A 26,854-nucleotide genomic window follows, 5' to 3' on the forward strand; every position below is an offset into this window, starting at 1 on the left:
AGCTGTTAGCGTTTCTTGTAATCGCGGCCCAGTATCAGGCTGGCCAGAATGATGAGGCCCAAAAGAACCTGCTGCAGATAGCCGTCGACCTGCATGAGGTTCATGGCGTTGGAAATGACCGTGATGAACAGGGCACCGAGCAGAGCCGCGGTGACGCCTCCCTCTCCGCCGGTGAGGCGCACGCCACCGACCACCGCCGCCGCTATCGATTCCAGGGTCAGGTTGCCGCCGAGATTGGGCTCGCCCGATCCGGTCCGCGCGGTGAGCAGCATGGCGCCAATCGCGGCCAGCAGCGAGCAGACCACGTAGTCGATCGCAACGACGCGTCCGGTGCGAACGCCCGCCGCCTTCGCCGCGCGAGGGTTGGCGCCGATGAGATACAGGCCGCGCCCGAACACGGTGAAGCGCAGGACCAGGAACAGCAGTGCGAAACACAGCGCGGCGAACAGGATGGGCACCGGAATGCCGATCAGCCGTCCCTCCGCCAAGGCGTCCGTAAAGGCTTCGGGAACGCCCGGCACGGGAAAGCCGCCGCTGACGGTTGACGCCAGTGCCATGACAATGTTGGCCATGCCAAGCGTCGTCACCAGTGGATTGATGCCGATACCGGCGATGAGGACGCCGTTCAGCCCGCCGATCAGCAGCCCGACGCCAAGGCCAGCGGCGATCCCCCACAGGATGGGCATATCGCCGCTTCCGGTCATCACCATCGCCGATATGACGCTGACGAGCGAGACGGTAAAGCCAAGCGACAGGTCGAAGCCGCGCGTCAGCAGCACCATGGTCTGCGCCATGGCAAACAGTGCGAGATAACTCGTCTGGATCGCGATGTTCCAGAGATTGCCGCTTGAAACAATGCGCGGGTCGAGCAGACCGAGACCCAGCAGGGCCAGGAATACGAGCCCCGGCAGCTTGGCCTGCGACGCGAACTGGCGGATGTCCGGGCGAGCGCGGTCAAGAACAACCGGAGCCGCCATGTCTGGACGATCAGACATTGGCCCGCCTCCCCTGAACAATTCGGTCGAAAGCCAGTGCGCCGATGAGCACCGAACCCAGCACCAGCGTCTGGAATTTGCTGTCGATCTGCGTGAGGTTCATCGCATTGGCGATGATCGCCAGGCACAGCGCCGCCATGGCGACGTTCTCGGCGCGGCCTGAGCCGCCGCGCAATGAAACGCCGCCGATCACCGCCGCTGCGATCGTCTCCAGTCCGAGCGTCCCGCCGATCGTCGACTGGCCGGAACCGATACGGGCGGTGATCAGCACGCCGGTGAGTGCGGCCAGGAGACCGGAGAGCACATAGGCGGTAATTAACACACGGTGTGTGCGCACTCCCGACAGTCGGGCGGCGCCGACGTTGCCGCCGACGGCGTAGAAGTGGCGCCCGAGCGCGGTCCGACGCTGCAGAATGATGGCGATGGCGATCACCACGATCGCCAGCAGCAAGGCCGGCGGCAGGCCAAGCACCTGCCCTCGCCCGATGGCATAGACGAAGGCGTCGGAAACGCCATAGATCGGGATACCCTGTGTGTAATAGAGCGTAAGTCCCGCGACGATCGACAACGATGCCAATGTCACCATGAAAGGTGATAGGGAAAGGCGCGCCACCAGCGTGCCGTTTACCAGGCCAACACAGGCGCCGCAGGCCAAGGCCAGCGCTACCGGCATCAGCAGCTGGAGCCCATGCGCGTCGGGCATCGCGGCCATCGCCGCGGCCGTGACCACGGACGCCAAGGCCATGGTGGCGCCGACCGACAGATCAAAACCGCCGGTGGTCATGACGATCATCTGGCCGATCGCCGGAACCGCCAGGAAGGAGAAATTGCGCAGGACGTTGAGGATGTTCAGGCGGTTCAGAAAACGCGGTTCGATGATCGCGGCCGCGGCCGCAACCGCGACCAGAAGCAGGATGACGATCCCGCCGGTTTCCAGAAAACGGCGCCGCAGCGTGTCAGGGCTCATGCTGCCTCCGTGGCGCGGGTTTCGGCGTCGAAATAGTGACGCAGCACAGTGGCCTCGGTGATGCCGTCGGCTTTGAGTTCGGCGACTATGCGCCCTTCGCGCATGACATAGACGCGGTTGGCCAGGTGAACGAGCTCTGGCAGTTCGGACGATGACAGCAGAATAGCCGCGCCATTCTCGACCAGGCTTTTCATAAGCCTGTAGACCTCGCTTTTAGCGCCCACGTCGATGCCGACCGTCGGTTCATCGAAAATATGGACCGAGACAGGACGCATCAGACCGCGCGCCAGCACGAGTTTCTGCTGGTTTCCTCCCGAAAACGACGACGCCGCGCGTTCCGGCGCCATCGGTCGTAGACCCAGTGTCTTCAACGGCGCGGCTATCGCCCGGCGCTCGCGCCAGAACTTGAGCAGTCCGGCCTGGGACAGTCTCGGGTCGTCGAGCGCGGCCATGGTCACATTCTCGCGGCCTGGCCGGCCAAGCGCCAGTCCCTCGGCGCCGCGATCGGCCGGGTAGTAACAAAGTCCAGCACGCAACATGCTGTGCGGCACTGGCGCTCTGACCACCTCGCCATGGAGTTCGATCTCACCGGACGTCACACGCTCCAGGCCGAATACGGCTCGGCAAAGTTCGCTACGACCGCAGCCAACCAGGCCCGCCAGGCCGACGATTTCGCCAGCTCTGACCACGATGGAGGCATCGGATAGGGTGCCGGAGACACTGATCCCCCTGGTCGCCAGCACGATTTCGGCGGGGCGATGGCTAATTGATGGATAAAGTCGTTCGACCGGCTGGCCGACCATCATCTCGATCAGGGTCGCGTCCGATGCCGCGGCGATGGCCACTGTGTCGATCTTGCGCCCTCCTCGCAAGACCGTGACACGGTCCGCGAGCCGACGGATCTCGGCCATGCGATGCGACACATAGATGATGCCGACGCCCCGCGCCTTGAGGCCCGCGATTGCGGCGAACAGTTTTTCCGCTTCACCGTCGGTAAGCGACGCGGTCGGTTCGTCGAGGATGAGTATCTTGGCATCCGAAAGCATGCCCTTGGCAATCTCGACCATCTGCTTTTGCGCCCGGGTCAGCGTTTCGATCTTGCTGTCCAGCTCGACGTGAAAGCCAACGTCGCGGAAGCGTTCTTCCGCGCGGGCACGCATCGCGCGCCGATTTAGGAAAAGCCTTCCCTTGATCTCGCGTCCAAGAAACAGGTTCTCCTCGACCGTGAGGTCGGGGACAAGACTGAATTCCTGGAACACAGCCGCCACCCCGGCATCGCGGGATTTCTGTGGGGTCAGCGCGGAAACGGTTTGGCCGTCGATACGGCAAGAGCCTTCGGTCCAGCCGTAGGTTCCCGCTATCAGATTGATGAGCGTCGACTTTCCGGCGCCGTTTTCGCCGAGAAGGGCATGGACCTCACCGCTCAGCAGCGTGAAATCGACGCCGTCAAGCGCCACCACCCCCCCGAAACGCTTCGTCATACCCGTAAGTTCAAGCATCGCTGACACCACCGAACTCGAAGCAAAACGGGCGGCAGGCCAAGGCCGAGGTCTACCGCCCATCGAAGATGCGACTATTGTACCGAAAATTCAGGCTTCCACCCATCGGGCGCGAAAATCTGCGTCGGGTCGATTTTGTCGACGTTGTCCTTGGTCACGATACCCGGCGCGACCAGCAGAACCTTCTCATAGTCCTTCTTTTCCAAGGCGCGCACCGCGAGGTCGACGCTGATGCGGCCCATCATCACCGGATACTCGGCGGCAAAGCCAAGCACCTTGCCTTCCTTGACCAGCTTCAGCATCGTCTGGTTCTCGTAAGACGACATGATCACGACATCGTCGCGGCCAGCGTCGGCGACGGCGCTGACGGCCGCTTCCGCCGCAGCAGCCCCGCCCCAGATGACATTGAGATCCGGATAGGTCTGCAGGGCGTCCTCGACGAGGCGCAGGCTTTGCGGAACGCCGGGCTCACCATAGAGCTCGGCCGCGAGCTTGATGTTGCCGGTTTTGATGCTGTCGCGAAAGCCCGCCATATAGCTCTCCGCCCAACCCGATCCCTGCGGACCCGGCAGGCCGATTGCGGTCGTCTTTTTGTCGCCGAGATACTTCTTGAGGTACTCACCCTCCTGAAAACCCTTCTGGTAGGTATCGGGCGTGATGCGCGCGGTGATCGGAGTTTCCAGGATGGGATTGGCGACGGCGATCTGGACAAGACCCTTGGCGTCGCCCTCCTTCAGCTTGGCCGCCAGGCCGGCTTCCGAGATGGCGGCGACGAGGATGCCCTGGGCACCGGATGCGACGCAATCGTCATATTGCGACAGCTGCTTGGGCAGCGCGTCATAGCCGCCAGCCTGCAGGACCGTCACTTTGACACCCAGGCGCTTTGCTTCCTCAACGATACCGTAGTCGACCGAGACCCAGTAGCTGTCCTTGAGGTGCGGAAACAAGACGCACAGGTTCCAAGGCTTCTCGGCCTTTTCCAGCGGCACATAGTCGAGTGCCTCGACTTTTTTCAGATCGCCGCCCTTGGCCGAGTTGATCTTGAAGGGCCACCAATCCTTGGCCTGGGCGGCGTTGGGCAGGACGGCCACGCCGGTGACGAAAGCCGCCGCGAGGATGGATCGGAAAGCGTGATTCTTGGTCATGTGATTCCCCATTTTCGTGTGTTCCCGGGTCCGGAGCCGGCGATTTCGCCGGCTCCGCGGTCTGCCTTGGGAGCAGAGGCTTGCTGGCGGATCGTAGTACCGTCTAGGCGAGTCCGCCTTCAGGGCCATCCGCGCCGTTGTTCATTTTCACAGTGCTACCGTACTACTTATAAGTTATAAGTCAATAGGGTTTTCATTAGCCGGTGCTCAGCCGGGAAGGTGTCTTCAATCGCGGTTTCGCTGCCTCGACCGGGATCACAATCCATTTGACGAAAGACGAGGTCGGAGACAGCAGCCATGCAACTGGCCTCGGCGATGTGGGCTTCCTCGCGACCGACCGGTATGCGGCTTGTCGATCGAGTTGCCTGACATCAAGCGCCGGCGAATAAGTCAAAGCCATCAGCGTGGCCTTCGAATACAGAGCCATTGGTCAGCAGCCGCACTTCGCTAGCGACCAAATCGTCTAGGGTCTTTAGGGAGGAGATGTGCCCAGTGCATTCGCGTGCTGCAACAGCCGCGCTGAACCGCACGGCAGCGTGCCATAACACGCTGCGGTCGGATGATTGTTGAAATGACGGTTCCCCGCGCACGACCGTGCGGCTTTCCAACTTCTCTCGTCTGGCGCTTGCCAGCCTGAGTTCTTCCTAGAGGTCGGCGCCCGGATTGCGGGTGTTGTCTTGCGACATCATTCTCCCGGCAGCCGGGCAAAGGCCCGCAACGTGGAGGCTTCTAAATGGAACGCGGGTTCCCGATGCTTAGTGGGTGGTGCTGCTTGAGCAGGGGCAGGGCAGCACAGCCTCCGCCGGCAAGCCGTCGCGGCCGGTTCCCTTGATAGCGTGCCGGCGCAAGTCCCGCGTCACCAGGCTCGCAAATCGCGATGCACGTCCAGCCATTGCGACATGGTTTTGCCAGCTGAGAGGCCGATCCCGTGTGCGGCGAACAGTCGAAACACTGATTGGTCGGTGTGCGTTCTTGGCGTATTGTGCAGCACTTCTGGCATTACTGGCCTTGCGGGGATGACGAGTCGGTCATGCGACAGTATGGATGTCCCTATTGGAATAGCCGGTCCGCCTTATCGGTCGTCACACCCGCATATCGCTCCGCTTCTAGGGAAACCCCATCACGCGAGGAAAGACATGGCCACATGCGCAGTATCGCCAATCTAGCCGTTGGGCCGACGGCCCGGCGCTTGGGCCAGTCCACCGGCTTTAACCTGCGTCACAACTTGATCCACTGATCCTAGGTGACGACAACGTTGTTCGTCATGATTTGATGGGGCGGGGATTGGCCCAAAAGCGAGCCCCCCAAACTGTGCGGTTGCCAAATACGTAATGGAGTGAATTGGAATGATCATCGTAACAGGCGCCACGCACGGGATTGGGCGGGCCTGCGTGGAGAAACTTGCGTCTGCCGGTTCCAGAGTGGTGGCGACCGGCCGAGATGCAGAAGCGGGCGCGGCGCTCGAACGCGCCAATCACGGTGTCACGTTCGTTGCCGGTGACATCATCCGTGAAGACGATTGCCGCCGTGTCGTCGACCGTGCGCTTGAACTTGGCAACAGCCGGCTCGCCGGGCTCGTGAACAATGCCGGCATGTCGAAGCGCATTGCCTTCGCCACCGCCACCCAGGACGATTGGGATGAGGTCCTTGCGGTTAATGCACGCAGCGTCTTTTTCTTCATCCGTCATGCGCTGGACGGCTTGCGGCTCGGGAGGGGTTCAGTCGTCAACATGGCCAGCATCGCCGGAAAGACGGGCGAAGAAGGGCTCGCTGCCTACTGCGCCTCAAAGGCCGCGGTCATCGGGCTGACGCAGGCACTCGCGCTGGAGTTCGGCGAGGAGATCCGCTTCAACGCTGTTTGCCCCGGCCAGATCGAAACACGCATGATGGGCAACATCATAAGCGATGCACTGCGCAAGAAGCAGCTCGAACTGCGGATCCCTGCCAACCGCTTCGGTGCCCCTGAAGAGATCGCTGATGTGGTCGCTTGGTTACTTTCGAATCAATCGAGCTATGTCAACGGCACGGTGGTGACTGTAGACGGCGGGGAAACAGCCGGCCTGCGCACACCCCGCGTCGCGCAGATCGATGGTGCTTAGGGCAATTCAGCTCAGCCGGAGCCGCGCTCGTCGAAATAGCGCAGAAAACCATGTGAGCCTCGCTGGATGTCGCTCTCGATCGCCTCGCGGGCCCTCTTCCTGTCGCCAGCCCTCAAGGCCTCGATGAGATGGTCATGTTCTTCCGCGCCGGTGTACCCGCGCGGAATTTCCCGATCGTAAACGTTAAGGATTGGACCCATCGAGGCCCACATGCTTTCGATCTGTCCGATCAGCATCGGCATACGCGACAGGCGGTAGACGCCGAAGTGGAAAGCGCGATTGGAGGATCGCGCTTCCTTGATATTACCGGCCTTATGGCTCTCTACAAATGAGGCGCGGAAGGTCTCAAGCTGTTCGAGATCGGCGGGGGCAAAATGGTCGGCAGCGTGTTCTGCCGCAAGCCCTTCAAGTGCCACGCGGATCAGCTTGATCTGAATGTAGCGGGCGCGGCTGAGGTCTGGCACCGCGGCGAACCTGCCGGAGCGCAACTCGAGCGCCTGCTCGCTGACGAGCCGCAGACAGGCTTCGCGCACCGGCGTAATGCTGGTTCCGAGCTGCTCGGCAAGATCCTGCATAAGGAGACGATCGCCCGGCGCGAAATTGCCGATGATCAAGCCATCCCGCACCTTGCTGTAAATCCGCGCGGACAGGCTGCCCATCTCCTCGGGCTGCATCTTCATAGGGCCCATGGGACTCCCCTCGTCTGTGCTGCAGCTCTACGGAAATGTCGATTTACGCGTTTCACTACGTTTATAAGTTATAATCGCTGCCTATATTTCGTTATTCAGCGGCAGACAAGTACGTGCACGTTAATTGTCTGCAGCAAACATGTCCGTTTTCATAATTATTTGTGAAATTTTGTTTCATATAAAAACAAGGAGACCCTTCTTTTCCGATTCTGACAATGGAATGTGACGACAGAAAAAGGCGCGATCTCATCTGCGTGGCATGAGTTGGTGTGCGAGAGATGATGACATCTGAAGGAGCCGGGAAGCTTACATGTCCAGTCTGATGGGCAGAACTTTCCGATTCTGAGGCGACTCCGAACCGGCTGGACCGACGATGACGTCGGCACCGTCAAGATGATCCGGCAGGCCAGCACGTCCAAAAGCTGCGTATGGCGTTTGCAGTGCGTTTCGCCGCCGAAGGGCTTCAAGGGCTGTTGCGCGACAAGACGCGGCCCTCGCGCATTGCGGCTCTCGGGCCCGAAAGCCCGCCGAGCGCAGCTCTGACGAGGCCGCGACAGGAATCGAACGACGACTGGCCAGAATTATGAAATCGCTTGCGGCACTCATGCAATTTCAGACATTTCAGTAACAAATAGATTTAACATTCTCTTCACTTGCACTTTGGGGCGCGTTACCCGAATTAGCTGGAGCGGCCGAAACCCCCGCAAGATCAAGCGCGTAGTCGAAATCCAATCTTGCTGGTGCTTGTCGAGGGATGCGACGCGATGGGCCGGCGCAGGTGCGCTGTGAAGCAGCACTGAGCGCGCCGAAAAACGGCTTCCCAACAGGAGATTGATTTGGATTATGTGAAGTATTTCGCCGGAAGAATCGAGCAACTCAAAGGCCGTGGCGGGTATCGTGAATTTGCCGATCTGGAGCGTCAGTCTGGCAACTTCCCAAAGGCCTGGCTCAATAGGCCCGACGGGCGAAAAGAGATAACCATTTGGTGCACTAATGATTATCTCGGTATGGGGCAGCACCCCAAAGTGCTATCGGCAATGAAGCGCGCCATCGATGCCAACGGCGCAGGATCGGGAGGATCCCGCAACATTGGTGGCACCAACCATTATCACGTGTTGCTCGAGCGGGAGCTTGCAGGTCTCCACAATAAGGAAGCAGGATTGATTTTTGTTTCCGGCTTCAGCTCAAACGATTCATCATTGAGTACATTGGCATCTTTGATGCCGGACACAATTATTTTTTCTGACGCGCACAACCACGCTTCAATTATTAGTGGATGCCGCAACAGCCGGGCCGAAAAGCGCGTCTTCCGGCATAACGACGTTGCGCATTTGCGGGAGCTTCTGCGCAGTGTAAATCCTGCAAGACCCAAGATCATTGTTTTTGAATCGGTATATTCAATGGACGGTGACATTTCACCGATCAAAGATATCTGTGACATGGCGGACGAATTTGGCGCAATGACGTTTCTGGATGAAGTTCACGCATCGGGAATGTACGGTCCGAAAGGCGCCGGCATTGCCGCGGAACTTGGCATCATGGATCGTCCAACCATCATCGAAGGGACGCTAGGTAAGGCGTTCGGCTCGATGGGGGGTTATGTGACCGGACCTGCCTCCATTGTTGACAGCATACGAAGCTTCTCGATCGGTTTCATTTTCACCACGGCGCTTGCGCCAGCGCTGGCGGCTGGTGCGCTGGCAGCGCTGCGCCATCTTCGCGATTCAGATTCAGAACGAATTGATCTGCACCGGAAAACGAAACTTTTAATCGGATTGCTGAAAGAGGCGGGCATCCCGGTCATGCCGACCCGAAGCCACATCATTCCTGTGCTTATTGGTGATCCATTCCGTTGCAAGGAAGCGTCCCGCCAGCTTCTGGATCAGCATGGAATATACGTTCAGCCAATTCTGGCGCCGAGTGTTCCGGTGGGAACCGAGCGGTTCAGGGTGACGGTTACGCCTGCCCATAGTACGACAGATATTCGGACGTTCGTCGATGCGCTCAGGCAGGTTCTGCTGCGGGACAATCTTGGCAAGGCTGCCTAATGTAAATGCTGGGAACGAAAGGGCGCGCAGCCTCAGACCTGATTATATTAGCCGGGCTCGCCGAGGTGGAAGCGGCGGTCAGCGATCCGGTTCTGACGCCCGATCGCATCTTCGAATGTCATCGGAAAGCAGTTCCGTAACCCGCAATGACAGCTTTCGCGATCTTAAATGATGTGACTCCATGATTGAATGGGGCCGTTTGACGACTCGCTGCTTACACATCGGGCCGGTTCCAGATTCAGGGCTCACGATGAGCCGGTATGACCAGAGCGCATGTTCTTGTGCTGCGAGTTTGATGTGGCTTGGCCCACGGGATCACACACCAACCCCAGCTAACCTGGTTTGAACGGAGCAAGCCTCCGACGCCGCCCTAATCAAAAACGCTGCAACAGATCCTTCAAATCAATTTGCAAGATTTTTACAACCGTCAGTCGTTGACAATGGTACGGCACCGCGAGTCTGAGGTCCGGCACGGCTACAAAAGTGACGCCGGTACCCTCGGACCGCCGCCAGCACGCAACATCGGGATTAACAGCAATGGTAAGAAGAAGAGCGCTCATATTGGTCGAAGGCCATAGGGGTACTGGTCAGCTATACGTCCAAGCGGCTCAGTGTCTTGGTCTTCATCCAATTACTCTGACGGCTGATCCACCTCGGTACGACTATCTTTCGGCGGAAAACGTTGAGGCAATCCGTGTCGACACTGGCAATCTCGAAGCGTTGGTCCGCGAAAGTTCGCGGCTGCGTGCTACCCACGACATTGCTGGCATTACTGGCTTTGCCGGGGACCATGAATCGATCTATGCGACAGTTGGCAAGCTTTGCCGGCATTTCGATCTACCGGGACCGAACCCTGAATCGATTGAACGAAGCTGCGACAAATTCAAGCAACGCCAACTCCTCGCGCAGGCCGGCGTTCCAATACCGGCTTATCGGTTGGCAACAAATGCGGCGGAGGTAGAAAGCTCGGCTGCAGAGATCGGCCCGCCCGTGATTCTTAAGCCGGCAGTAGGCAGCGGCAGCATGGGTGTCCGATTGTGCCGCAGCCTCGAAGACGTAGCCGAACATACGACCTATCTATTGGGCGGAAAGCACATTTGGCGGTCTACACCGAAAATACTCGTCGAAGAATTCGCACAGGGCCCGTTCTATAGCATTAATGTTATGGGGAATGAGGTCGTTGCGATTTGCGCCAATGACTTTGGTCCCCTCCCCCATTTCGTCATACGTGAGGTGACGTATCCGGCCCTGCTAGCCGATCAGGAGCGTGAGCGCATCGCCGATGTTTCGCTGAGCTGTTTGCGGGCTCTCGGCCTTGGCTGGGGGCCAACTAACATTGAACTCCGGTGCACGAAACGCGGTCCAGTTGTCATTGAAGTCAATCCGCGTCTTAGTGGCGCGCCCGACCCTCAACTGGTCCAGTTAGCTTACGGTGTCGACCTCGTCACCGAGCACATCAAGCTTGTCATTGGCGAGGAATGGGATCTGCGCAAAAAGCATTCGCATACTGCGGCCGCGCGATTCCTGCTTCCTGATCAAGATGGCACCCTGGACTGGATTGGTGGCGACACTCAGGCAGCTGCTATATCAGGTGTGGCCGAGGTCAAATTGAATGTTGAACCCAAGACACCGATCGTCAGGAAGGGGGATTTCCGAGACTGGATTGGACATGTCATTGCCACTTCACCCAGCCGTGCTGAAACCGAGGGCGCCCTTCAGCGAGCGGTCGCCTTGATCGATTGGTCGATCACCCCTTTTCCGGCGACAATAGGAGGTGATCGAGAGCACGATGTTTGTGGGGCGTTCGGGCGGCCCACCAGTTCTGTTCCGATCAGGCATTGACGGCTTAAGATCCTTGAAACGCAGCAGTTCCGTCTATGTCAATGTCACATCAAGTTTGACGAGGCAAATGCAGCTTTGGCCACACCTGCCCTTATCTCCCGCGGAACTTCTCCGCGACCCGTGGCGAGGCCGTCGGCCCAATTTGGGCCCAATTTGATTGCCGCCCACCGCCGCCGCAGGACGAACACGCGCTTGACAAGACAACCCCGGCCCGTTCAACTTGAGGCATTCACCAGGGGAGTCCCGGCAAGGGGCTGAGATACTGCTGGCTTCCGCGGCGCAGTGACCCGTTGAACCTGATCCAGTTCATACTGGCGTAGGGACGGTGCAAGCGCTCTGCGGGAGTTCACGCCCGAGGTCCTGTTTCGGCAGGTAGACAGAAGCGTCTTTTCATCCTTCCGGCACAGAACTGGGTCTCCAATGCATGAGCAAAGGAGCCTCAAGATGAATGCCCTCACCCCCGCCGTGTCGACGGGACCGCTGCCTGCTTCGCGTAAGATCCACAAGCCCGGTGCCATCCACCCGCAGATCAGGGTGCCGATGCGCGAAATCTCCGTCCATCCGACAGCCGGCGAACCGCCCGTCACCGTCTACGACCCGTCGGGCTCCTATACCGATCCGGCTGTCGAAACCAGCATCCAAAAAGGCCTGGCCCGGCTTCGCCACGAATGGATCTTGGCGCGCGGCGATGTCGAGGACTGTGACGGCCGCCACGTCCGGCCGGAGGACAACGGATTCGCGACGGGCGAACGCCTGACGCCAGAATTTCCCATCCGCCACCGACCGCTCAGGGCCAAAGCAGGCAAGGCGGTGACGCAGCTTGCCTATGCACGCGCCGGCATCATCACACCCGAAATGGAGTTCGTCGCCATCCGCGAGAACCTTGGTCGCGAGATCCTGCACGGCAAGCTTGAGCGCGACGGCGAGGCTTTCGGCGCGATGCTGCCCGATTTCGTCACGCCCGAATTCGTGCGTGACGAGGTGGCGCGCGGACGGGCGATCATCCCCGCCAACATCAACCATCCCGAGAGCGAGCCAATGATCATCGGCCGCAATTTCCTGGTCAAGATCAACGCCAATATCGGCAACTCCGCCGTCACATCGTCGATGGCGGAAGAGGTCGAAAAGATGGTGTGGGCGATCCGCTGGGGCGCCGATACGGTGATGGACCTGTCGACCGGCCGCAACATCCACAACATCCGCGACTGGATCGTGCGCAACGCGCCGGTGCCGATCGGCACGGTGCCGCTCTACCAAGCGCTCGAAAAGGTCGGCGGCATTGCCGAGGATCTGACCTGGGAGGTCTACCGCGACACGCTGATCGAACAGGCCGAGCAAGGCGTCGACTATTTCACCATCCACGCCGGCGTGCGGCTGCATTACATCCCGCTGACCGTCGACCGGGTGACGGGTATCGTCTCGCGCGGCGGCTCGATCATGGCCAAATGGTGCCTGCACCATCACCGGGAAAGCTTCCTCTACGAGCACTTCGCGGAGATCTGCGACATCGCCAGAGCCTACGACGTCTCCTTCTCGCTCGGCGACGGCCTTCGTCCGGGCTCGATCGCCGATGCCAACGACGCGGCGCAGTTCGCCGAGTTGGAAACGCTCGGCGAGCTGACGCAGATCGCCTGGGCGAAGGATTGCCAGGTGATGATCGAGGGGCCTGGCCACGTGCCGATGCACAAAATCAAGGCGAACATGGACAAGCAACTCGCCGTCTGCGGCGAGGCGCCGTTCTATACGCTTGGACCGCTGACGACCGACATCGCGCCGGGCTATGACCACATCACCTCAGGCATTGGCGCCGCGATGATCGGCTGGTTCGGCACCGCCATGCTCTGCTACGTCACGCCCAAGGAGCATCTCGGCCTTCCCGATCGCAACGACGTCAAGATCGGCGTGATCACCTACAAGATCGCCGCCCACGCCGCCGACCTGGCGAAGGGCCATCCGGCAGCGAAAGTCAGGGATGATGCGCTTTCCCGCGCGCGCTTCGAGTTCCGCTGGGAGGACCAGTTCAACCTGTCGCTCGATCCGGAAACGGCGCGGTCCTTCCACGACCAGACTTTGCCCAAGGAAGCGCACAAGGTGGCGCATTTCTGCTCGATGTGCGGACCGAAATTCTGCTCGATGCGTATCTCTCACGACATCCGTGCCGAGGCGCAGAAAGAGGGCATGGCGGCGATGGCGGCGAAATACCGCGAGGGCGGTGATCTCTACCTGCCGGCGGACGAGACCGGCGCACCGCTCATACCTCAGCCACGTGAGCCATCATGAAGGTCTTGGTCAAAGGAGCGGGCGTTGCTGGCCTCACCGCCGCCTTCGAGTTCGCCGCACGCGGCGCGGCGGTTACCGTTGCCGAGACAAGGCCTGCCCTTGGGGGCAATGCGTCGTGGTTCGCCGGTGGCATGTTGGCGCCGTGGTGCGAGCGTGAAAGCGCCGAGCAGCCGGTGCTGGATCTCGGAAGCGACGCCGCCGACTGGTGGGACGCCGCAACGCCAGGCTTGGTAGCACGACGGGGAACGCTGGTCTTGGCCGCGCCGCGCGATGCGGGCGAGCTCGACCGGTTCGCCAGCCGCACGACGGGCTATCGGCGTGTCGAGGAAGATGAAATTGCGCTCCTGGAACCCGACCTCGCCGGCCGCTTCCGGCGTGGATTGCTCTTCCCCGACGAGGCTCACCTCGACCCACGCCAGGCGATGGCGGCACTTCATGACAAGCTCGCGGCCACGGGGGTCGAGTTCCGCTTCGGCGCCGACGCCCGGCCTGTTTCGGGTTTCGCCCGTCAGATAGACTGCATGGGAATGGCAGCGGCCTATGACAGGTTGCGTGGCGTTCGCGGCGAAATGCTGATTCTTCGTACGCCTGATGTCTCGCTGTCGCGGCCGGTCCGTTTGCTGCATCCGCGCTTTCCGCTTTATGCCGTGCCGCGCACCGATCACCGTTTCATGGTTGGTGCGACGATGATTGAAAGCCAGTCCGCCGGACCAATCACGGCGCGCTCCATGATGGAGCTTCTGGGTACCGCCTATGCCCTCCACCCGGCCTTTGGCGAGTCCGAGATCGTTGAAACCGGTGTCGGCGTCCGCCCAGCCTTTCCCGACAATTTGCCGCGCGTCGAAACGAACGGTGAAATCATCGCGATCAACGGGCTCTATCGTCACGGTTTTCTCCTGGCTCCCGCCATGGCGCGCCAGGCTGCCGACCTGGTTTTCAGTCAAGACAGAACCAAGGAGCTTGCTCATGAAACTGATGGTCAACGGCGAAGCGCATGAGGTTGCCGCCACCACGCTGGCCGGGCTGCTTGCCGCGCTTGACTACGAGGGCGATTGGCTGGCGACGGCCGTCAACAACGACCTCGTGCACAAAGCCAACCGGGCGGAATTCCAATTGAACGACGGCGACCGGATCGAAATCCTCTCGCCCATGCAGGGAGGCTAGCATGTTCGACCTTCTTGGAACGACGCTTCCCTCCCGACTGCTTCTCGGCACGGCTCAATATCCTTCGCCGGCCATCCTTGCCGATGCGGTCAGGGCATCGGGCACGGCGGTGGTGACCGTCTCGTTGCGCCGTGAGATGGCAGGCGGCAGGGCCGGCGAAAAATTCTGGTCGTTGATCCGATCGCTCGGCGTCAAAATCCTGCCCAACACTGCTGGCTGCCACTCCGTCAAGGAAGCTGTCACGACCGCGAAGATGGCGCGAGAAGTCTTCGGCACGAGCTGGATCAAGCTCGAAGTGATCGGCAACCATGACACGCTGCAGCCGGATGTTTTCGGTCTGGTCGAAGCCGGCCGCATCCTGTGCGAGGACGGTTTTGCTGTATTCCCCTATACCACAGATGACCTTGTCGTCGCCGAGCGGCTGCTGGAGGCGGGCTGCAAGGTCTTGATGCCCTGGTGTGCACCGATCGGTTCCGCCCTCGGGCCGGTCAACATTCCGGCGCTGCGCTCGATGCGCGCACATTTCCCTGAGGTACCTCTGATTGTGGATGCAGGGCTTGGGCGGCCGTCACACGCGGCGACTGTCATGGAACTCGGCTTTGATGCCGTTCTCCTGAACACCGCGGTTGCCAAGGCGGTCGATCCGGTCGGCATGGCGCGCGCGTTCGGCAAGGCGGTCGAGGCCGGTCGTGAAGCTTTCAGCTCGGGAATGCTCGAACCGCGCGACGTCGCCATGCCATCGACACCGACCATCGGCAGGGCAGTATTTTCATGAAGCTCGATCCCTTCTACCTGATCGTCGACAGCGCTGCCTGCATCGAACGGCTGGTGCCGCTCGGCGTCAAGCTGGTGCAGCTGCGCATCAAGGATAGGGACGAGGCCACGCTGCGGACGGAAATCCGCCGCGCGAACGGCGTCTGCGCGGTCCATGGTTGCCAACTGATCGTCAACGACTATTGGCGGCTCGCAATTGAGGAAGGCTGCGACTTTGTCCATCTCGGCCAAGAGGATTTGGCCGCGGCCGACCTGCTGGCGATTAAGTACGCCGGATTGAAGCTCGGGCTTTCCACGCACGATCATCTCGAACTGGAAACGGCCATCGCTGCCGAGCCCGACTATATCGCGCTCGGCCCCATCTATCCCACCATCCTGAAGAAGATGAAGTGGGCGCCGCAAGGGCTCGAACGGATCGGCGAATGGAAGCGCCGGGTCGCGCCGATCCCGTTGGTCGCCGTTGGCGGCCTCAACCCTGATCGGCTCGACGGCGTTTTCGAGGTTGGCGCAGACAGCGCGGCAGTGGTGACCGACATCACGTTGAATGCCGATCCCGAAGCGCGCACGCGGCAATGGATCGAAAAGACAAAGCCATGGCGCTAGGGCGGGAACCGCATGTGCTCGTGGTCGGCGGTTCGGACTCCAGCGGCGGAGCCGGAATAGCACGGGATATCGAGACGATCTCTTCCATTGGCGTGCGCACCTGCCTTGCTGTCACCGCGCTAACGGTGCAGACGCACCATGCGGTCATGGAAATCCACTCTATGCAACCCGGTCTGGTGGCCGGTCAGATGCGTGCGGGGTTGCAGGCCAACAAAGTGGCGGCCATCAAGATCGGGATGCTCGCCACGGTCGAGATCGTCATTGCGGTTGCCGGAGTGCTGCGCGAAAATCCGCAGGTCCCGGCAGTGCTCGACCCGGTGCTGGCGTCGACGTCAGGCCGGGCGCTCCTGGAAGCCGGCGCCATCGCCGCCCTGAAATGGGATCTGATGCCATTTTGCCGTCTGGTCACCCCCAATCTCTTCGAGCTGGCACTCCTTGTTGGCTCGGAGCGGGCAGTGGATGAGGACGGCGTAGTGTGGCAAGGCCAAGAATTGCTGGCGGCCGGCGCGCGGGCTCTGCTGATCAAGGGCGGCCATGCAACGGGACCGCAATCAACCGATATTCTGTTGCGCCCCGATCACGAACCAGTCCGCTTTGACACGCCGCGTCTTACCGCATCGATGCGCGGGACGGGCTGCATGCTGGCCAGCTCGATTGCGGCACATCTGGCGAAGGCGCAATCAATCGAGTACGCCGTGCGCCAGGGCAAGCTCTTTGTGTTAGAAAAGCTTCGGAAAACCCCAGCCGAATAGCCGTAGAGCCGGCTCAAGCGTTCAGCGGCTGACGCTGAAATGGAAGCCGTAGCCCTCCTGCCCTTTTTTCACAGGGCGTGACGGGATGAGGCCGCTTTGCAGATCGGAATTCAGCGGCGCCGAGACAAGCTGCCCTGCCAGGCCGGGAAAGTAACCGAACTCTACCTGCGGCGAAGCGCACTGCCAGTCAGGCATGGGGATGCACTTGTGCGGTCTTATGTAGCAAACGCACCAAGCCGCAGGGTGGACGCTAAAATGGCGACTCCACAACAGGTGTCTTTGCGGGCAAGGTGTACGGCATGGGGAAAATCATCAAACGACTGTTCGGCATTACAGACAAAAACGTCGACCGAATTGGCTACTGGACGCCAGTTTTTCGTTGGCTATTTGGCCTTATCGGCGGGTCATTCATCATGAGTTGGATTGGCTCACGATGGGAAATGCTAGCCGATCATGGATGGGCTGCAGTCGCGTTGTTCGGCATCGCGACTACAGCAACCTTGATCGTTGTATTATCGATGGCGGCAGTTTCTTGGCGCTATTTTCATCCACTTGGCAATCTCCCGGTTGCTGCAGAGCCTAATTCGCCGGAGATGAAGCCAACTTATTCTTCCGATCCACTTGCTGATGCGCTCGATAAACCGGCCTACAATGAGATCTTGGCATTCTGCCTCGACACTCTCCTGCCTGCCTGCAATGGAATTGCAGACCTCCAACGAATGATCATACAGGTAAAATGCGGTGACGAAACAATGGCGCAGCTCGCCTTTGATGGACTCTTCGCTAAATGGAGCGAGACGGGTAAATTCTACGAAAACTACAATGGTTTGTCTGACGGATTAACGTCCAGCCCCGGACCCGACATCACGTTTGAATCTATGATCGATTATATAGATGAATTGGAAAAGGGAGCTAATCACGAAAACTATGTGCAATTTGTCACAATGATCTCGACCATCGACATAGCGATTGAACAAAGGGGTGAGAACGCGATACGAAATGCTTGGGAGCACTTCCGCGAGAGCCACAATCAATTGGTAGACGAATACAATAAGATCAAACGGGACGTGCGATTTGGGAAACTTCTGCGGCCAGCCCGCGAAAGTCGATGGGGCCCTATAATAAATGCTATCCATCCAGTTGAAGGGATGCCGTTCCTATCGCTGCTAAGCATTGAAGGAAAAACGCAGCGGTAAACCCGCCCCGACTTATCTTGTTATTGAGATTCCGCTCCGTCTCGTGAATGTCCATAGCCGCCAGCCTTTCGGCGAGCTGGGCGTAGGTGACGCCCTTCCGCTTCAACTCTGACTTCAAAAGGTTCTTGGCCTTGGTCTCGTATTCGACGGTCTGCGGATCGTCCTTGCGTGCCATATCTTCGCCTCGAGAAATATCATCACATCCGATGATATAGGCCCTTGGATTTGGTGTGCAAGCCCGCATATACGGTGAACAAATATCACCGGATATGATGGCAATGGCCCAACACTTCCTCCTTTCCGCCGAAAGCCCTCTCCATCAAAGAGATTTACAAGGGTGGCGAGGAAAAGGTTTACGACACGTTCAAGCGGCTTCGTTGGGCTTCAACGCAAGGCGTGCCTGTTTGCCCGAAATGCGGGTGCCTGGATCATTACGACATTCCGACCCGTCGCAAGTTCAAGTGCGCCGCCTGCGGTGCGCAGTTCTCCGTTACGTCCGGCTCAATCTTCGCCTCGCGCAAGCTGGCGTTTGTCGATCTGCTCGCCGCGATCTGCCTGTTCGTGAACGGCGCCAAGGGCATGTCGGCGGTCCGGTTCTCCCGCGATCTGGACGTTCAATACAAGACCGCCTTCGTTCTGGCTCACAAGCTGCGCGAAGCCCTGTCGGCCGAAACCAAGAACGAAACCCTCAAAGGCGAGGTCGAGATTGACGGCGCATACTTTGGTGGCGTTGTGCGCCCTGAGAACCGCGTAGAGGACCGCAAGGACCGTCGCATGTAGGAGAACCAGTCAGACCGCCGCCGAGTTGTCATGCCCTGCGCAAGCGCGCTGGCCGCACCCTGACTTTCATCCGTCATCGTGAAGCGGAAGGCGTCGATATTGCCCGCGCTCGCATGCTTGCCGGTACCAAGCTGTTTGCCGACGAAGCCAGCCATTGGGACGCGCTGGAGGCTGATTACGCCTCGACCCGCATCAACCACTCGGAAAGCTACAGCGACGGCCACGGCAAGCATACCAACATGGTGGAAAGCTATTTCAGCCGCCTTCGCCGCATGGTCGCTGGCCAGCACCACCACGTCTCGCACCGCTACCTCTACCAGTACGCCATTCATGCGGCATGGCTGGAAGATCACCGTCGCCGCTCAAACGGCGGCAACGCTTTCGCCATACTAGGTGGCGCGCTCAACCTTCCTGTGAGCCGCGTTTGGGCCGGGTATTGGCAGCGGACAGGAAGTTAGGAACACGGGGTCTAGCAGGCTCCTTATGCACGGGGAGTGGCGGCAAACCGGTGGTGGCAGCCCAATCGAGATTGGCAAAAAGGCTGCGGAAATAGGGATAGCAAGCGAACGGCGCAACCCGATCTAGGAATGCAACCACAGCCTCCTCATTCAAATCAATCAAATTGTCATATGTGACCAGATATTCTGCTTCACAGTAGAGGGTTCGTTTCCGACCGCTCTTTGCCTCAACCTTCAAGGACAGAAAGGCCATCCCGGCCTTCTGGTCTCGCAGGTATTCCATCGTACCTTTGTCAATTGTATAAGAAAGGTTCCTGTGGTCGTCATTCGCAAAAAATTCAGGTTTGACGCTAAATTTCACGCTCGTCATCTGAACTGCGCTCAAATTCGCCAACTCGACTACGTCGCCATATTTTTCGAGGCGATCACGCTTCCGCGCGATCTTTTCATCCACGGCTGAAACTTTTTTCGCCATACTAAGCCGCTTCGTATTCGAGACATTCGGCATAGTTTTCGTTCGCAGGGCCAGTACTCCGGCCCCACGCACGGGTAGCTTCACGCACTTGGCACGCCATCATCGCAAAGCCACGATCGCTATCCGACTTCCCATCCATAACAGGCCGTTTCATTTCCGGCTTTCGGACCGGACAATAGTCAGCCTTGAGGTCGAGGATCGAAAGAGCGCGTCCAACTAGTTTGATCGTCGGATTTGCCTCCGAAGAAAGAAGCTGGCTAACTCTCGCACGAGTTACTCCGAGCCGCTCTGCAAGTTCAACTTGCGAAATGCCCTTCTCTTTCATCGCATCCAACAGAGCAAACTGGAAATCCATCAACGCGTTCTCTTCGACGCCAATGAAATCCATTGCGGTTTTGCTCTCTTTTTTCATTAAGCTATTTCCTCTGCTATCGCAGCCGCGTTTTTCAGTTTAGTTTGGTCGGCTTTGTTCTGCTTTTTGTAAGGATCGCAGGCCGTTCCAACAAAGCATCGCTTCCCACGGAACTGCTTGACCACGCCGTAGATGCGGAACTTCCAAGACTTAAATTCATAAACCTGCGCCTCGTTCCCCTTCGGACCGAAACGCCCGACCGGCTTAAACATCTGGTCGCCAAGCGGCTGATCTGAGGCGTATCTTTCAAAGTAGCGGGGAAGCTGCGTGGCAGAGACGATGCTTTTCTCATCTTTTCGCGCGAGCAGGGCTTCATATTCCTCTCGGGCTTCACCGAACAACCACACATCGGCATAGTCTCCGCAAGCGACCCGAATCCCGCCGCTTGTTTCAGGCACGGCTGCGTGGGTCGGCTTTGTCGGCCTTGCCGGTTGCGCGCGCTTCTTGCCTCGATCGCGATTTCGTCGATCCATATTTCTCTACAAAAGTTAAGTTATGCCTAAACACGAATCAAGGGGGGGCGCAACAGCAATAGCCTAACTATTTTGTAATGCGGTCCCGTTTGCAACCGCGCCTCGCCTCGCCCGCCACCCCTTCGCCGTCTTGATATTATTCATGAGTGGCTTTACCAGCGCAGCGTCCCATCCCTTGGCGCTTACGATGCGCGTCGCCGTCTCTCGGTTTGACGCGCTCCCTTCCGCCTCGTGCTTCAAGATCAGCCGGTGAAGCTCACCCTTGCGGAATCGGCTTGGGGTGCGCCGTAGCGGCACGATAAGCGACGGATCGCCCTTGTAGCCAAGGATGAGCAGCACCGCGTCTATGTGCTGTAGCTGGTGAGCCAGGTTCGCGCCCTTGAACCGGATCGCGCCGGATATCTCGGATCGCTTCGCCACCAGCGTATTGATGGCGTGTTCGTATCGGGTGGAGCGGACGATAGGGGCAACTCTGGGCATCCCCGGATTTTATGGGAACCCACCCTTTAGGTCGTGTGGGAAGTTGGTGCTTTTGCTACATAAGGCCGCACTTGTGCCTCCTGGCGAGTGTGAGGCCGCAGGAGCGAGGCATTTCAGCGCGGCAGGGGCCGCCGGATCTGGCCCCGCAGTGCTGGAGCAAAGCAAAGGCCGGTTTGAGTGGGTGGGGAGAGAGGGCCGCGCGCCTCTCTTCCCGCTACATAGGAAAGGTGCCGCTAGGCACATCCATGTCGGCGCAGCCGTGCCGCGAAGCGGCCCAAGAAAGAAGAGCGTACAAAACGGAAGCACCGAAATGCCCGCCAGCGGGACCAAGTCAGATCGGTGCAGGAGAAAGACCGTGGCCCTGAGACCGGCTCAACAGGGCGGCCGTAGGAGCATCAGCAACGCGCCGCCGTCAGGCGGGATGCGGAACGGACGGCCCCCGGCGAAGGGCGCCGTTCTCTTTGAGCTGCGACCCTGGTGAGCGCCTTCGTGCCTAAAGCTGTGCCGTCGGGCTAAGCTTCAGCTTCAGATCGTTCTGAAAAGCCCAACATGGTTCGTCGAGGTAACCCTTGAGGGAAGGATCCTTGTCGGGTTCCCTGTTTTTCGCCAAAATCGCCCTGCAGAATTATATTGCGATTTGGCGGCATCGCACTGCTGGGTGTCCGCCTTATAGCAAGCGTGGCGTAATCATGCTCGACGTTGTTGGAAGAAAGGTGGGTCTGAATGTCTTGGAGAATGGCAACTCCATGGGACATCCCATCTGCTCCGGAGTAGGTCATTACGAGTTGACCGGGTCGTTCAAAGCCACTTACCGAGCCGCTCCCTGCAACGTTCTCGTAGGTGCCAGACAAATCCGGGGCCGACGTGAATGTCACCTTGAAGGGGGTGCCCCAGGCCGACGGGGGTGACATCCGTAAAGTCGGGACCCTAGTACACCGAGAGATACCACTCGCCCTCTGTAAGAGCGTTGGCGGCTTGCCCGAGCCCAAGGCGCTGCATGCTCTTGTCGATGACAGTACGAACGACGTTGGACGTGCCCTGCTGGATGCCTTAGCCGAAGCCGGTCCAGATGAAGGCGCCTACGGCCAACACAGCCACACCCAGCAGGCCGAACCTCGCACCTGTTGACTTCGTTTCACGCCCGGGCTCGATTTCCGGCTGGTCCTGCATCCGCCCCACGCAACGCTCGTCGGGAACAACTTGGGACCCGATTATGGGCCCCAAGGGATCGGTCAGCAGGCTTCCAGATGAACTTTCTTCTTCATGTGCATTCCTCCTCGACTCAAGGGCACTTGCCGTGCGGAGCCGAACACACGCACTATGGAGATGATAACCCGATTGCGGCTTTCAAGCGTCCTCGCATCCCCCGAGGGCGCCACCTGATCTCTCGGGCAACCTTGTTCGGCGCCGCAGTTATTGAGGCGGTCGGCTTGGAAGCAGTTCCTTATGGCCCTCATGCATAAACCAGAGCACCCGTTTGAGATGACTGCGAAGGGCCTTACGGGCGCGGATTGGCTCTTTGACCGGATCGATACCCAGTACATCCAGCGCCATCTCCTCTTCGCTGGCACTGTCGGCGCAAGCGTCCATGAGCTTCAAATAGAGCTCGAAATGCTTGTCATCATATGCGGTTAGGCTTTCCGACCAGGGGACTTCCGTTGCAATGGTTGGATCAGGCGTTGGGCGCGATCTGCTTTTCATCCATGTCTCGCTTTGGCGATGAACCAGGCCCCCGTTCCGATTCAGAATATCTCCATCTAGCGCACTTTCAACAGTTCTCGGCCTTCTTTCGGACAGTGCCCAATCGTTGCATATGGTCGTGGGTTCCAAATTGGCGCGCGGCTGCTCGCGACCAATACATCCTCCACTTGGCGAGGCGATGTAACGCCCGGCTGAACCAGAATGGCGCGGCTATTGAGCATCGCCGATTGGATCGAACCTCTTATTTTAGCTTCGCGATAATCTTGTATGGATGCTTGCAAGCGTCCATCATGCCGCCGTACATACCTTAAGGATCTCGCCCATCACCGTACGAGCAGCAAACTTTCCAAACTCGATCTTGCAACTTGAGGCTCTGCGTTACTGCACAGCTGCATTGCACAAAGTGTGTTTGCGCATTGCACAATTTTTAGCCATTAAGCTTACAGCTGATGCACGCGATGGTTTCCTCCCATTCCATCGTATCAGCTGTTCCCCTCTGAAGGTTTTGACTTTACACCTAAAGGGCCTCGGTTTTCCGATGGCCCTTTTTTTTGGCGGTCGCCACGTCGTTAATGGAACGCGGCTCGATCGCCGGTTCAGCCATCAGGCTTTCGAACCCGTTCTGCCCGGCCGACCCCTCCCGACAACAGTCTGACCTTCGCCAGCCTTCTACGGGCAAGCGTTCGCGCCAAAAGTTCAAAGCCGCGTCCGTAACATTCGACGATGAAAGCCAATGTCATCAGGTCGAGCAGAAACTCGTCGATCGCATGTGTGAGCGCATCAGACTTTTGTCCGAACTGAAGGAGCAGGGCGCGCGCGTCTTCGATCGCGGCCTGGCAATCGTGTGCATCTATCAGGGAACTGATCCTGTCAAAGATCTGCAAGCGTCCTCACTTTTCGGAAGCCACACTCAGCATCGAACGCCGCTGATGAGTGAGTTTCCAACAAAAGAACAGGGTAACGTCGCGAAAAATCGCTCGGCAGCGCGTCGAACGAGCATGATGCCTCAAATGACATGTGAATTCCGGCTCACCAACATGTCGTCGAAGGCGAGTGAGCCGGCCCATGTCTGCGTCTCGGCCGCCAGACCACTGGTCAGGAGGAACTGTGGCCACATCGTCGGAGACAAATTGGTCCATCTATTCTTCCAGCCGCCACGGTTCAGCCTAGATTACATGGGAAGCGACAATAACGGAAAGCAAAGGATCGCAAAATGAGTAGGGTGGCTGGATCAAACGAAGATTTGGCTGCACCAACGATCTTTGGGCCACTTCTGCAGCCCACCTTTCGCTCGATCTGGCTCGCCACGCAGGTTTCAAGCCTCGGCTGGTTGATGCAGACTGTCGCCATCAGCTGGCTGATGGCAACGATCTCGACTTCCGATCTGATGGTTGCGTTGGTTCAGGCTTCATCGAACCTGCCCGCCTTCGTCTTGTCTGTCTTCGCCGGGGCTCTCGCTGACAATTTCAGCCGGCGCCGGGTCATGTTCGCCGGTCGGTGCCTTATGGTGACTGCCTCCGCGATGCTGACCGCATCGGTGGCGCTGGGCTTTGTCAGTCCGTGGATGATCCTCGGCTTCAGCTTCTTGATCGCAAGCGGCGGTGCTCTCAATGATCCGGCCTGGCAAGCGTCGGTTGGCGATATTGTGGATCGACGAGATGTTCCCGCTGCCGTCACCCTGCTTTCTGTTGGATTCAATACCGTCCGGACTGTGGGCCCGGCGCTCGGCGGCATTGTAGTTGCCTCGTTTGGCCTTATGGCGGCATTCGCGGTGACCACGCTCACCTATTTCGTACCCTTGGCCACTATTTGGCGCTGCAAGTGGAAGGTTCGTTCTTCCCCTCTTCCACGCGAGTCGATGAGGACGGCGATCTATGACGGGCTGCGCTTCACGGCGATGTCATCGGAAATCAAGGCAGCGATCGCGCGCGGAACCCTCTTTGGCTTGGCGAGCATCGCCATACTCGCGCTGCTGCCGGTAGTTGTCCGCGATCAGCTGGGAGGAGGCCCGCTCGCCTATGGCGCGCTCATGGCCGGCTTCGGGACCGGAGCCGTCTTCGCTGGCCTCTCCAACAGCCTGTTCAGACGGAGCTTGTCGCAGGAGCGGCTGATGAGGCTCTCCTGCGCCGCCTGCGCGGCGTGCTCACTTTCCCTGGCACTGACAACTTCGATCGGGGTGGCGGCAATTGCACTCGCTTTGGGCGGCGCGGGCTGGGTCACCGCCTGGTCAGGGGTCGGTGTGAGCGTGCAGCTGGCAAGCCCGCGCTGGGTCGTGGGGCGCACGATCTCGATCTACTATGCTTTGATAGATGGTGGCATCGCGCTCGGCAGCTGGGTGTGGGGCACGGTGGCCGAAAACCATTCGCTGGCCCTGGCGCTGGAGGGTTCCGCTGCCTCCCTGATGTTCGTCGCTGCAGCCGGCGTTCTGTTTCCTCTTCGCGAGCGCCGCGACTCAGAGCCCGATCCTCTGGAGGAATTCGATGCCCCGGCTGTCGCGCTCAACCTGAAGCCGAGAAGCGGCCCGATCGTGGTCAAGGTCGAATATCTGATAGCCGAGAGAGATCTCGAGGCTTTCCTCGACCTCATGCGGCAGCGGCGTCATGTACACAGCCGGGTCGGTGCTCGGAATTGGACGCTCCACCGGAACTTGCAGAAGCCTATGCATTGGACGGAAACGTTCCGCACGCCGACCTGGACGGACTACCTTCGCCTCAATCATCGTCTGACGGAAGTGGACAAGGAACTGGACGAGCGTGTCTTCCAGTTGCACGCGGGAGAGGAAGCGCCTCAGATGACACTTTCCATCGAGCGACCGACAAGCTCGGCCCGCAAGCCCGAGCACTCAGCTTTTCGCCATCCCCGTCATTGAAGCCCGGCCGGCACAGAAACGCGATTCTTGTCTATCGCGCTCAAACCGGTGCGGGAGACGGACAATCCACCAAAATTCGATGTGGGTGGCAGAGAAGAACCACAGGCTGAGAGTGCGGCCGATCGGTCCCACCGTGAAGCGGAGCCTGGGGCTGCAGCGGCACGCGACTATTGCCGCGTGTCACCTTTTGAATTTAAAGGTCTTCCTCAGCCCGCCTCGCTGATCCGGGCCAAGGCTATCTCGACGTTGGCATTTTGTCCCGCCAGCTCGCTGAGACGATCACGTTCGGCGGCGACCACATGCACCCGCGCGGAGCGTGCTGTTGCTGGAAGCAGGAAGGCATGATCGGCCAAAGCCGGGAGAGGTGCTGCCGGCAGTAGCTAACGGGCTGCTGCGTCAGCTTGGTGTCTGGACGCCGTTCGCCGAGGCCGGCTTCGTTGAAAATCGTGCGCTTGTTTCGGTGTGGGCCAATGAAGTTCCCAGCGAGCGGCACGGCATGTTTTCCGCTCAAGGTGCCGGCTGGCAGCTCGACCGGACGCGATTCGACCGGCTGATGGTGCAGGCGGCCAAGGCGGCAGGTGTGGACACGCGGTTTGGCTCGGCCGTGGGTTCGGCAGTGCGCGACGATCAAGGCTGGCTGCTCAAGCTGGCCGATGAAGCTATCGTTGCCCGCGCACGTGGTTTGGGCGACCGGTCGCAGTTGGAGGCCGGCGCGATGTTTCGGCGCCAAGCTCACCATGCACGGACATCTTGCCGCCTACACACGCTTTTTCGACCACGCACCGGGCGATTGCAGCATGGTCGTCGAGGCGCGTCCCGAAGGCTGGTGGTACAGCGCCGACTTGCGCGTGCCTCACCGATCCGGATCTGGGCAGCGAACTGCGCAAAGCCGGACATTGGTACCGCGCTTTAGCCGCAACGCAGTCCATCGCGCCGCTCGTGCCGCCCAACGCAATCGAGACCGCCAGCATGATCAAGGCGGCGGGAACCGCAACGATCGATCCCGCCGCCGGTGACCGCTGGGTCGCGGCGGGCGACTGCCTGTTCTGTGCCGATCCAAGTCATCACGCGGGATCGTGCATGCACTCCGCTCAGGGATCCTGGCGGCCTACGCGGCATCGGACATGCTGGACGGGCGTGGCGATTCGCCTGC

Annotated in this window: 25 protein-coding genes, 2 pseudogenes and 1 riboswitch; of the genes and pseudogenes, 14 read left to right on the forward strand and 13 right to left on the reverse strand. The window is 59.5% G+C overall.

Translation table 11 applies throughout. The features are described from left to right. Positions 1 to 5 precede the first annotated feature (5 nt). The 5 genes and pseudogenes from NKI66_RS27395 to NKI66_RS32700 all read right to left on the reverse strand — a co-directional run. Complete coding sequence (locus NKI66_RS27395; protein WP_031204409.1) at positions 6 to 995, reverse strand: ABC transporter permease; 990 nt, start codon at positions 993 to 995, stop codon at positions 6 to 8. Continuing rightward, on the reverse strand, positions 988 to 1,962 hold the full coding sequence (locus NKI66_RS27400) for an ABC transporter permease (protein ID WP_023685593.1): 975 nt from the start codon (positions 1,960 to 1,962) through the stop codon (positions 988 to 990). Before NKI66_RS27400 ends, NKI66_RS27395 begins: the two co-directional genes overlap by 8 nt. After that, the gene (locus tag NKI66_RS27405) at positions 1,959 to 3,461 is read right to left on the reverse strand and encodes a sugar ABC transporter ATP-binding protein (RefSeq protein WP_352753567.1); all 1,503 of its coding nucleotides are present in this window, start codon (positions 3,459 to 3,461) and stop codon (positions 1,959 to 1,961) included. Before NKI66_RS27405 ends, NKI66_RS27400 begins: the two co-directional genes overlap by 4 nt. Before the next feature lie 74 nt (positions 3,462 to 3,535). Beyond that, complete coding sequence (torT, locus tag NKI66_RS27410; protein ID WP_023707089.1) at positions 3,536 to 4,606, reverse strand: TMAO reductase system periplasmic protein TorT; 1,071 nt, start codon at positions 4,604 to 4,606, stop codon at positions 3,536 to 3,538. 475 nt (positions 4,607 to 5,081) lie between these two features. After that, positions 5,082 to 5,587 (reverse strand): annotated as a pseudogene (locus tag NKI66_RS32700) (ISNCY family transposase); the annotation flags it as partial. A gap of 365 nt (positions 5,588 to 5,952) precedes the next feature. On the opposite strand from NKI66_RS32700, the gene NKI66_RS27420 reads away from it, so the two are divergent. After that, positions 5,953 to 6,705, forward strand: a complete 753-nt coding sequence (locus NKI66_RS27420; protein ID WP_352753569.1) for an SDR family NAD(P)-dependent oxidoreductase — start codon at positions 5,953 to 5,955, stop codon at positions 6,703 to 6,705. Positions 6,706 to 6,716: 11 nt separating this feature from the next. Here the strand turns inward: NKI66_RS27420 and NKI66_RS27425 are convergent, their stop codons facing one another. Then, complete coding sequence (locus NKI66_RS27425) at positions 6,717 to 7,385, reverse strand: GntR family transcriptional regulator (RefSeq protein ID WP_352753571.1); 669 nt, start codon at positions 7,383 to 7,385, stop codon at positions 6,717 to 6,719. An 845-nt stretch (positions 7,386 to 8,230) separates the two neighbouring features. Here NKI66_RS27425 and hemA point away from each other — a divergent pair. The 8 genes from hemA (at position 8,231) to NKI66_RS27465 (ending at position 16,857) form a co-directional block, all read left to right on the forward strand. Continuing rightward, complete coding sequence (gene hemA, locus NKI66_RS27430) at positions 8,231 to 9,442, forward strand: 5-aminolevulinate synthase (protein ID WP_352753573.1); 1,212 nt, start codon at positions 8,231 to 8,233, stop codon at positions 9,440 to 9,442. A gap of 537 nt (positions 9,443 to 9,979) precedes the next feature. Continuing rightward, positions 9,980 to 11,284: an ATP-grasp domain-containing protein gene (locus tag NKI66_RS27435; RefSeq protein ID WP_352753664.1), complete on the forward strand. Its 1,305-nt coding sequence runs from the start codon at positions 9,980 to 9,982 to the stop codon at positions 11,282 to 11,284. 224 nt (positions 11,285 to 11,508) lie between these two features. Then, positions 11,509 to 11,625, forward strand: a riboswitch (TPP riboswitch). 103 nt (positions 11,626 to 11,728) lie between these two features. Next, positions 11,729 to 13,564 (forward strand): phosphomethylpyrimidine synthase ThiC, encoded by a 1,836-nt coding sequence (thiC, locus tag NKI66_RS27440; protein ID WP_352753576.1) that lies wholly within the window; start codon positions 11,729 to 11,731, stop codon positions 13,562 to 13,564. Continuing rightward, positions 13,561 to 14,562, forward strand: coding sequence for a glycine oxidase ThiO (gene thiO, locus NKI66_RS27445; RefSeq protein WP_352753578.1), 1,002 nt, complete (start codon positions 13,561 to 13,563; stop codon positions 14,560 to 14,562). The genes thiC and thiO overlap by 4 nt, the downstream gene beginning before the upstream one ends. Next, complete coding sequence (gene thiS / locus NKI66_RS27450; protein ID WP_023737080.1) at positions 14,531 to 14,728, forward strand: sulfur carrier protein ThiS; 198 nt, start codon at positions 14,531 to 14,533, stop codon at positions 14,726 to 14,728. Before thiO ends, thiS begins: the two co-directional genes overlap by 32 nt. Before the next feature lies 1 nt (position 14,729). Then, the gene (locus tag NKI66_RS27455; protein WP_352753580.1) at positions 14,730 to 15,503 is read left to right on the forward strand and encodes a thiazole synthase; all 774 of its coding nucleotides are present in this window, start codon (positions 14,730 to 14,732) and stop codon (positions 15,501 to 15,503) included. Continuing rightward, positions 15,500 to 16,105 carry a thiamine phosphate synthase gene (locus NKI66_RS27460; RefSeq protein WP_023737082.1) on the forward strand — a complete coding sequence of 202 codons (606 nt, stop codon included), beginning with the start codon at positions 15,500 to 15,502 and terminating at the stop codon, positions 16,103 to 16,105. The genes NKI66_RS27455 and NKI66_RS27460 overlap by 4 nt, the downstream gene beginning before the upstream one ends. Next, complete coding sequence (locus NKI66_RS27465) at positions 16,096 to 16,857, forward strand: hydroxymethylpyrimidine/phosphomethylpyrimidine kinase (RefSeq protein WP_352753666.1); 762 nt, start codon at positions 16,096 to 16,098, stop codon at positions 16,855 to 16,857. Before NKI66_RS27460 ends, NKI66_RS27465 begins: the two co-directional genes overlap by 10 nt. 21 nt (positions 16,858 to 16,878) lie before the next feature. Here the strand turns inward: NKI66_RS27465 and NKI66_RS27470 are convergent, their stop codons facing one another. Then, on the reverse strand, positions 16,879 to 17,052 hold the full coding sequence (locus NKI66_RS27470; RefSeq protein ID WP_352753582.1) for a hypothetical protein: 174 nt from the start codon (positions 17,050 to 17,052) through the stop codon (positions 16,879 to 16,881). A 104-nt stretch (positions 17,053 to 17,156) separates the two neighbouring features. Between NKI66_RS27470 and NKI66_RS27475 the strand changes: the two genes are divergently transcribed. After that, positions 17,157 to 18,053: a hypothetical protein gene (locus tag NKI66_RS27475; protein ID WP_352753584.1), complete on the forward strand. Its 897-nt coding sequence runs from the start codon at positions 17,157 to 17,159 to the stop codon at positions 18,051 to 18,053. Here the strand turns inward: NKI66_RS27475 and NKI66_RS27480 are convergent. Beyond that, a complete protein-coding gene (locus NKI66_RS27480; protein WP_352753585.1) occupies positions 17,986 to 18,297 on the reverse strand; it encodes a DUF6471 domain-containing protein in 312 nt (103 codons plus the stop codon). The two genes, NKI66_RS27475 and NKI66_RS27480, sit on opposite strands and share 68 nt — an antisense overlap. A 34-nt stretch (positions 18,298 to 18,331) precedes the next feature. On the opposite strand from NKI66_RS27480, the pseudogene NKI66_RS27485 reads away from it, so the two are divergent. Beyond that, positions 18,332 to 19,291, forward strand: a pseudogene (locus NKI66_RS27485) (IS1595 family transposase). Here the strand turns inward: NKI66_RS27485 and NKI66_RS27490 are convergent. The 5 genes from NKI66_RS27490 to NKI66_RS27510 all read right to left on the reverse strand — a co-directional run bounded on the left by NKI66_RS27490 (position 19,236) and on the right by NKI66_RS27510 (position 22,832). Then, entirely contained in the window at positions 19,236 to 19,766 is a 531-nt protein-coding gene (locus NKI66_RS27490; protein WP_352753587.1) for a hypothetical protein, read from the reverse strand. The pseudogene NKI66_RS27485 and the gene NKI66_RS27490 sit on opposite strands and share 56 nt — an antisense overlap. Before the next feature lies 1 nt (position 19,767). After that, the gene (locus NKI66_RS27495; RefSeq protein ID WP_352753589.1) at positions 19,768 to 20,178 is read right to left on the reverse strand and encodes a helix-turn-helix domain-containing protein; all 411 of its coding nucleotides are present in this window, start codon (positions 20,176 to 20,178) and stop codon (positions 19,768 to 19,770) included. Then, a complete protein-coding gene (locus NKI66_RS27500; protein WP_352753591.1) occupies positions 20,178 to 20,651 on the reverse strand; it encodes a hypothetical protein in 474 nt (157 codons plus the stop codon). The genes NKI66_RS27495 and NKI66_RS27500 overlap by 1 nt, the downstream gene beginning before the upstream one ends. 63 nt (positions 20,652 to 20,714) lie before the next feature. Continuing rightward, entirely contained in the window at positions 20,715 to 21,131 is a 417-nt protein-coding gene (locus tag NKI66_RS27505) for a hypothetical protein (protein ID WP_352753593.1), read from the reverse strand. 1,413 nt (positions 21,132 to 22,544) lie between these two features. Continuing rightward, positions 22,545 to 22,832, reverse strand: coding sequence for a hypothetical protein (locus NKI66_RS27510; protein ID WP_081726247.1), 288 nt, complete (start codon positions 22,830 to 22,832; stop codon positions 22,545 to 22,547). Between the two features lie 551 nt (positions 22,833 to 23,383). Here NKI66_RS27510 and NKI66_RS27515 point away from each other — a divergent pair. The 3 genes from NKI66_RS27515 to NKI66_RS27525 all read left to right on the forward strand — a co-directional run bounded on the left by NKI66_RS27515 (position 23,384) and on the right by NKI66_RS27525 (position 26,614). Next, positions 23,384 to 24,049, forward strand: a complete 666-nt coding sequence (locus NKI66_RS27515; RefSeq protein WP_352753595.1) for a hypothetical protein — start codon at positions 23,384 to 23,386, stop codon at positions 24,047 to 24,049. Further along, the gene (locus tag NKI66_RS27520) at positions 24,046 to 25,701 is read left to right on the forward strand and encodes an MFS transporter (RefSeq protein WP_352753598.1); all 1,656 of its coding nucleotides are present in this window, start codon (positions 24,046 to 24,048) and stop codon (positions 25,699 to 25,701) included. The genes NKI66_RS27515 and NKI66_RS27520 overlap by 4 nt, the downstream gene beginning before the upstream one ends. Before the next feature lie 322 nt (positions 25,702 to 26,023). Further along, positions 26,024 to 26,614, forward strand: coding sequence for an NAD(P)/FAD-dependent oxidoreductase (locus NKI66_RS27525; protein WP_352753600.1), 591 nt, complete (start codon positions 26,024 to 26,026; stop codon positions 26,612 to 26,614). Positions 26,615 to 26,854 lie beyond the last annotated feature (240 nt).

The sequence above is a fragment of the Mesorhizobium sp. M0518 genome, assembly GCF_040321125.1.
GTDB lineage: Bacteria > Pseudomonadota > Alphaproteobacteria > Rhizobiales > Rhizobiaceae > Mesorhizobium.